Genomic DNA, 6513 nt, shown 5'->3' with positions numbered 1-6513 from the left:
GCCGCGCTCGCCCGCGCGGCGGCCGACCGCGGCCACCAGGTCCACGCCGCGACCGTGGCGGACGGGCCAGCCCCGGCGCCGGAGCTGGCCGGGCGGGTCGTCACCGACTTCGCCCGACCCGACCGGGCCGTGGAAGAGATCACCGCGTACGCCCGCCGCCGCGGCGTCGGCGCCGTCCTCACCGCCAACGAGTACCTGACCGGGCTCGCCGCGCGCGTGTGCGCCGAACTCGGCTTGCCCGGCAACGACCCGCACCTCGCGCACGCCGCCCGCGACAAGGCGGCGATGGCGAGCGTGCTCACCGCGGCCGGCGTACACGTCCCCTACACCCGGCTCGTCCACGACGACACGGAACTGCACGACGCACTCGCAGACCCGGGCGTCGGCTTTCCGTGCGTGATCAAGCCGGTCAGCGGGGCGGGCTCGGCCGGGGTCACCGTGGTGACCTCACCGGCCGAAGCCGCCGCGGCCGCCGACACCGCCCGCACGGCGCGCGGGCGGTACGGCGACGCGGCGGCGGGCATCCTGGTCCAGGCGTACGCCGCCGGCGACGAGTACAGCGTCGAATCGGTCACCCAGGACGCCGTCACCACGCACCTGGCCGTCACGCGGAAGGCGGTGACCGGCGGCGCCCGCCGCGTCGAGACCGGGCACAGCCTCCCGGTCCGCTTGCCCCGGGCGACCGAGACGGCCGTGCACCGGGAGGTGGACGCGGCGATCCGCGCGGTCGGCATCCGTCACGGCGCCTCGCACACCGAGGTCGTCATCGCCCCCGACGGTCGGTGCACGGTCATCGAGATCGCCGCCCGACTCGGCGCCGGGCATATCGGCGTCCTGCTCCAGCACGCTCTGGGTATCGACGTCTTCGCGGCCCTGCTCGACGTCGCGCTGGGCCGTCCGGCCGCGCTCGTCCCCACCGTCCACGGTCACGCCACCGTCCGCTTCGTCACCGCCCCGTGCGCCGGGCGCCTCACCTCCCTGGCCGGGTTCCCGAAGCCGGGGCCGGGGGTGCCGTTCGTGCGCTGGCGGGCGGCGTTCGGCGGCCTGGTGACCGCGGCTGGCGTCAACGCCGACCGGCTGGGCGCCTTCGTCGTCACAGGCCCGGACGCGGCCGAGGTGGAACGGCGGGCCGACCTGCTCGCGCGGCAGATCCGCGTCCGGGTCGTTTCGGCACCGCTCCGCACCGGGCGGACCTGATCAGCTCAGCTCGGCGAGCAGGTCGGCCATCGCCCCGTAGCTCTCGCGGACCGCGTCCGCCTTCCCCAGCCGGTGCCGCTCCAGCCGGATCGCGCCCAGGTGCCTCGCCTCGTAGATCCGCGACCTCCACACCGCCGCCTCCGAGCGGTCCAGCGGCCCGTAGGACTCCCAGAACGCGGTCCGCTCGTCGTCCTTGGCCGTCGCCATGCGGATCGTCCAATCCGCCTCCGGCGCCCCGAAGTGGCAGCGGTCGAAGTCCAGCACGCCGCTGATGGTCGGCACGTCGGCGTCGCGGTCGAGCAGAGCGTTCACCGTCCACAGGTCGCCGGTCAGGAGGCGGGGTTCGGTGACCTCGTCCAGCGCCGCCCGGTCGTGGCCGGCCACGGCGGCGATCTTGCGCACGTCCGCCGAGTCCAGTCCCACACCGTCCAGGTCCTCGGCGATGTCCTCCAGCGACGCGATCACGGCGTCGCTCCACGTGGCAAAGCCGGGCCCGGCTACGGGCCCGAAGTGCGGTCCCTGCACGTCGTGTACGGCACGGGTGATCGCACCCATCTGCCGAAAGAACGTCGGCCACGTGCTGCGCGGGTACGACCCTAGATGCTCCGGAGCCGGGACACCGTCCAGATAGGTCTGGATCATCCAGTCCCGGCCGATCACCTGCCCCGTCCAGTCTGCGGCGATCACCTGCGGCGTCAGGTGTGCGATCGGAGCCAGCCACGGCACGCTGGCGTGCTCGTTCCTCATCAGGTGAAGCTCGCTGCGGAACTGCCGCTCCTCCGCCGGCGCCGCCCGAAGAATCACCGGGCGGTCCCGCCCGGCCAGAGCCACGCGATAGACGTTGTTGTACATGCCCGTGCCCAGCTCGGCCACGGACACAGGCACTGCATCGTCGCCGAAAGCTCGGCGGCACACCGCCTCGATCTCTTCCGCGGTCAGTGACTGCTGGAACGCCTCCGGGGCGCGCTCAACGGGCCGGAACTCCATGTAGCGCACGCTACCGTCGATCGGTATCCGAAATCCGCAACTCCCGGGAGCGATCTGTTCAGCGGCGTTCGGCCTCTCGGAGCGCTGCTACATGGTGCCCTGGGGCTCCGCCAACAACCTCGATCGGCCGCGGCTGCTCTCTTCCCCACGTCGGCCCGGGCCATCAAGGGAACAGGCGACATCGCCGACCAGTAGACGCGCGGTCAACCGGCCGTGCTGTGCTCGGTCTCCGGCATCGGGGGCAGCCAGTGCACGGCGTTGTCGCGGAAGGACGTGTGGATCGGCACGAGGTCTGGCCCGCTGGTGTCGTCGAGGGCGGTGACGTTGATGCCGATCTCCGGGATGTCGCTGTCGATCGCCGCAAGGCGGCTGCCACAGGTCGCGCAGAAGCCGCGTTTCGCCTCACCTTCGAAGGTCTCGTACCAGGTCGGCTCGCTGTCACCGGTCCAGGTGACCTTCTCGAATCCCACCCACCACATCACGGGGGTGCCACCCAGCTTCTGGCAATGCCCACAGGCACAGGTTTCCCTGTCAAGTCCTTCTGTTCCGTCGTGTGCACCCTCAGCATGGTGGCGCACGGTGGTAGCCACGGAGATCGGAGATTCAAGGACGTTGCGGAGGCGGGTGATGTCCTGGCGCCACTTCGACCAGTTCGCAGCTTCGGCCCACAGTTCGGCGGGTTCAGACCGGCTGGAGATCACTTGGTCCCGAGTGTCGACAGCGAGCATCCAAAGGTCTGCGGGCAACTCCGGTAGCGGCTGGCTCTGATGAGCCATAGTTCGAACACGCTGGCCCCAGGAGGTCAGGGGCGGTCACGATCCGCTGGCCTCACCCTTTCGGGTGGCAGTTAAGTTTCCCAGCCAGTAACCAAGTCGAAGACCGCGTCGAGCGTGACACGCTAGTGATCACCAAAGCTCCCGGCTCCCCTCGCTCCGCACGGTGATTCATTCCGTGCAACTGCAGAAGGAGCGTTGTCATGTTGCGGGCCGACTTAACGCATATCCGTGCCGCTTCGGAGCACCCAACAACAGAGAGAGTGACGAAATGAATGAGCCGCTCACTGCCGACGGCCCCAGGGGAAGAGGGATGGGGGCGGGTTCATACGCGAGCCCCTACGATATTCCTGCGGACAGCAACCTCCGGCACGCGGTCGCCTTGCCGTTCTACCAGAAGCACGGTATCTACCTCCAGAAAGGGGGTGACCCTATCCATGTGCAAGGGGGCGGAGCCCGTGAGCTGACAATCTCGAATGAAGAAACCACCACTCAAACAATCCCCAGGGGCGGCGGTAGCGACGACTGGCGCAACACGCTTAAATCCGTAGTGGGAATCGCCGTAAAGACTGCGGAGAACGCCCTGCGGGCTAAGTACCCAGCCCTTCCGGACGGTGCGATTTCTGGCCTGCTCGGGTTTGGTACAAGCAGCGCAGATTCGGTCAGGGATCAGAAAACCGTCACCTTCGGCGTCAAAGACACGATCAAAATTGTCCCTCTCATCGGAAGGACCATCATTGCCCGGCCCGTATTTTTCAAGGTGAAATCCGTCTCCGACGAATGGGTGAGAGAGGGCGGGGCGTTGAAGCTGGTGAGGGGAAGCATCATTTCGGATGTCGTGGTAAAACAGGGATGGATTCTGGAATGCCCCACCGCCGGGGGAGGGATGAGAATCGCCCGACAGATGCCGACCGGGGCCACGGACGTGGAGAGCTACGATTACATGGCTGACACGATGCTCAACATTCCCACACCCCCTGATCCGCAAGTGGACGAATGCGCTCCGCCCACGGAGCCGCCCGACCGAACGACCAAGGACGAGGAACAAAAGAACGTCCGAGCGTACTTTTCCAAGCCCCGGGAATGCTCGACGGGAATCCTGGGTGGCGGACGCCGTATCGGTGGATGGGAATGGGGAACGGGCCGCGATAACTTTACGGGAATCTCGGTGTTGTGCCCGCCCCCGAAGGGGCAGGGAAATCCCAGGACGTACGAATGCTATCGCATTAAGTATTACATCGAGGGGCAGAATGAAAAGATTTATCCCGAGTGGGATGCGCGGTCTGCGGGGACGGTGTCTTTCGCCAACGGAATGAGAGAGATTGGTCCGTGGGAGTCCGATGAGCGGACCATGGCTAAGCACGAGGGGATTCCTGCCGATGGCGGCGAGTACAAATTTGACTTTAAGTATCGTTCGAACCCCAATCCAGAATTCGCCAGCCCTAAGGTGCATGTAGACATCATTCCGATCAAATGAACTTGACTTCGGCCCGGCGGCGCGGGGTGCGCGCCTGCCGCCCGCGCCGACCAGTTCCAGCCAGACCGGATGACCGCTGACCGAAGCGTCAACCCGTCCTCGTCACTGCCACTCATTGATGGCCGCGACGAGGACGGTCGCCTCATAGCGGAACGCCAGTCTGTCGTACCTCATGGCCACCGCTCAGCGCGTTTTGAGGCGATTGGGCGTTTTCGGCGTTGCTTCTCCAGCGTGAGGATGGCTCTAGCGAGGACGCTCATGCGGTTGGGGCTGATGCGGGATGGGGTTTGCCCGCATTTGTGGACATCTCTTGAGGAGTAACGCACCGAATGCGGTGTCGTTGGAGGTGTGCGACGACTTAACCGCACGCACTATCCGAAAGGCGCAGCAAGAGCATCACGACCGAATACGAGGCCATCAACATGATCTGGAACGTGTTGAAGGAAGACCTGGACAATATCGACGACGTAACCCCCGTCAACCCCTCCTTGACCTTCAAGGCGCTCCGTCTGGACTCGTTGTACATGTCCGAATTGGCCGACACGATCGAAATGAAGTACCACGTGTTTACCCCAGAGTTCAGGGTCGAGATGTCGATTCGTGACGCTGCCAAGGCCCTTGTCGAGGCGCGGCCCTGAGGCGTTCTCAGGCTGCGCGATCGAGTAAGGCGGTGGCGCGGCCGGTGGTTGTCGGCTGCGGCGGCGATGCCGCCCCAGCCGGCCTGGCGCAGCAGGCCGATGGCGAGTTTGCACATCGGATCCGCAAGGAACTCGGCGTCGCTGCGTGACGGCCTGGACCTTCAGCCGGCGGGTGGGCGGATCGGGACGACGTTTTCAGGGTCGGACTGATCCTCGCCGAGGGGCTCGCGCAGAATGAGGACAGCCGCGGCGAGCGCCATCTGCTCCGCTCGGTGCCGGGACGTGGCCTCGGCGGCCCGGGAGTCCTTGAGGGCTTCCTTCAGGCGGACCACCTCTTTGCGTAGCCGCCGCTCGACTTCCGGGGTCTGGTGCGTATCCGCGCGGACTCGCGCGTAGAACTCCTCCTTGAGGTCGGCATGGCGCTTCTGCAGAGCCATGCGGTGAACACCGGCTTCCGCGGCGAGCGCGACCACAGTGAGGCTGCCATTGGAGCTGGTGGGCTGGCCGGCCAAAAGGCGGTCGATGGCCGCGCGGATGCGGGGTAACTGTTTAGGGGTTTCAGCTGGTTGCGGGCAGCATCCATGGCCGCCCGGTGAAGAGGTCACGTAGGGCGGTGAGGGGGCTGATGCCGTGTTTGCGGACGGTGGAGATGTAGGAGCGGATCCGGGCGAAGCGCCTCGCGCCGGTCAGAGTCCGCCAGGCCCCGGAGACCTTCTGTTGCACCTTGATCATCCGCAGGTCGCGTTCGGCCTGGTTGTTGTCGAACGGGACGGTGAAGTCGGTCATGTACCGCTGGTACTCGGGGGTGCGGTCCCGCAGCCGTTCGGCCAGGGCGCGGGCCTTGGAGCGGGGGCCGGTGCCGGGGTAGGGGTTGGCGGCGATGCCGCACAACGTGGCCTGGCGGTAACGGTCCTGGAAGTTGGTCAGCGTCTCGGCGTCCAGGGCGTCGTGCCCGGTGGCCACGGCGTCGGCGACCGCGTCCTTCGCCTCGATGAGGACATCGATCATCGCCTGGGCCCAGGCGGGATCTGTGCGGGTGTCCTCGGTCACGGCGATGAGTTCCCGCAGGACGTGGGCGCCGCACAGGGCCTGGGTGGTGCCGTAGACGGTGTAGGAGGCCAGGGCGTCGGTGACCAGGGTGCCGGTGAAGGCGGGCAGGACGCCGAGGTCGTCCATCGCGTCCCGGCCGCGCTGGGGGTGGATGCCGTAGAAGGTGACCAGGTGGGTGCACATCACATGCAGCCAGTGCAGTGTGCCCGAGACCCGCACTCCGGACTCGTCCGCGTGCGCGACCGGCACGGTGGCCAGATGCTCCTTGGCCTTGGTTTCGAAGCTGGGCAGCGCCTTCAGCCTCGATCCACCGCGTGAATATTGATCACGGGTGTCGGGCGGGTTGCGGGTGTTTCTTCGGGGTGCGGGCAGCGGTGATCGCCGGGTGGCC

The 6513-nt window shown here is 66.9% G+C and carries 7 protein-coding genes; 3 read left to right on the top strand and 4 right to left on the bottom strand.

Features of this window, described 5'->3' with window-relative positions; translation table 11 throughout:
- On the top strand, nt 1-1197 hold a 1197-nt coding region (locus AB0N07_RS49325; protein WP_365847315.1), incomplete at its 5' end, for an ATP-grasp domain-containing protein.
- Here AB0N07_RS49325 and AB0N07_RS49320 read toward each other — a convergent pair.
- Together AB0N07_RS49320 and AB0N07_RS49315 are read right to left on the bottom strand one after the other, a co-directional pair.
- Nucleotides 1198-2184, bottom strand: coding sequence for an aminoglycoside phosphotransferase family protein (locus AB0N07_RS49320; RefSeq protein WP_365847313.1), 987 nt, complete (start codon nt 2182-2184; stop codon nt 1198-1200).
- Nucleotides 2185-2387: 203 nt separating this feature from the next.
- On the bottom strand, nt 2388-2663 hold the full coding sequence (locus AB0N07_RS49315; RefSeq protein WP_365847319.1) for an aldehyde-activating protein: 276 nt from the start codon (nt 2661-2663) through the stop codon (nt 2388-2390).
- 565 nt (nt 2664-3228) lie between these two features.
- On the opposite strand from AB0N07_RS49315, the gene AB0N07_RS49310 reads away from it, so the two are divergent.
- Nucleotides 3229-4434 (top strand): hypothetical protein, encoded by a 1206-nt coding sequence (locus AB0N07_RS49310; RefSeq protein ID WP_365847311.1) that lies wholly within the window; start codon nt 3229-3231, stop codon nt 4432-4434.
- A gap of 434 nt (nt 4435-4868) precedes the next feature.
- The gene (locus AB0N07_RS49305; protein ID WP_365847309.1) at nt 4869-5072 is read left to right on the top strand and encodes a hypothetical protein; all 204 of its coding nucleotides are present in this window, start codon (nt 4869-4871) and stop codon (nt 5070-5072) included.
- A 161-nt stretch (nt 5073-5233) separates the two neighbouring features.
- Here AB0N07_RS49305 and AB0N07_RS49300 read toward each other — a convergent pair whose 3' ends face one another.
- Both AB0N07_RS49300 and AB0N07_RS49295 read right to left on the bottom strand, forming a co-directional pair.
- Nucleotides 5234-5608, bottom strand: a complete 375-nt coding sequence (locus AB0N07_RS49300) for a hypothetical protein (protein WP_365847317.1) — start codon at nt 5606-5608, stop codon at nt 5234-5236.
- Between the two features lie 22 nt (nt 5609-5630).
- The coding region (locus tag AB0N07_RS49295; protein WP_365847307.1) for an IS66 family transposase at nt 5631-6513 on the bottom strand (883 nt) is incomplete at its 5' end.

This window comes from Streptomyces sp. NPDC051172 (assembly GCF_040682555.1).
GTDB lineage: Bacteria > Actinomycetota > Actinomycetes > Streptomycetales > Streptomycetaceae > Streptomyces.
This window is presented reverse-complemented; position numbering and strand designations above follow the sequence as displayed.

Bases quoted from the DNA above. Each gene is read 5' to 3' on its own strand.
- AB0N07_RS49320 (WP_365847313.1), bottom strand. From the start codon at position 2,184: ATGGAGTTCCGGCCCGTTGAGCGCGCCCCGGAGGCGTTCCAGCAGTCA.
- AB0N07_RS49315 (WP_365847319.1), bottom strand. From the start codon at position 2,663: ATGTGGTGGGTGGGATTCGAGAAGGTCACCTGGACCGGTGACAGCGAG.
- AB0N07_RS49310 (WP_365847311.1), top strand. From the start codon at position 3,229: ATGAATGAGCCGCTCACTGCCGACGGCCCCAGGGGAAGAGGGATGGGG.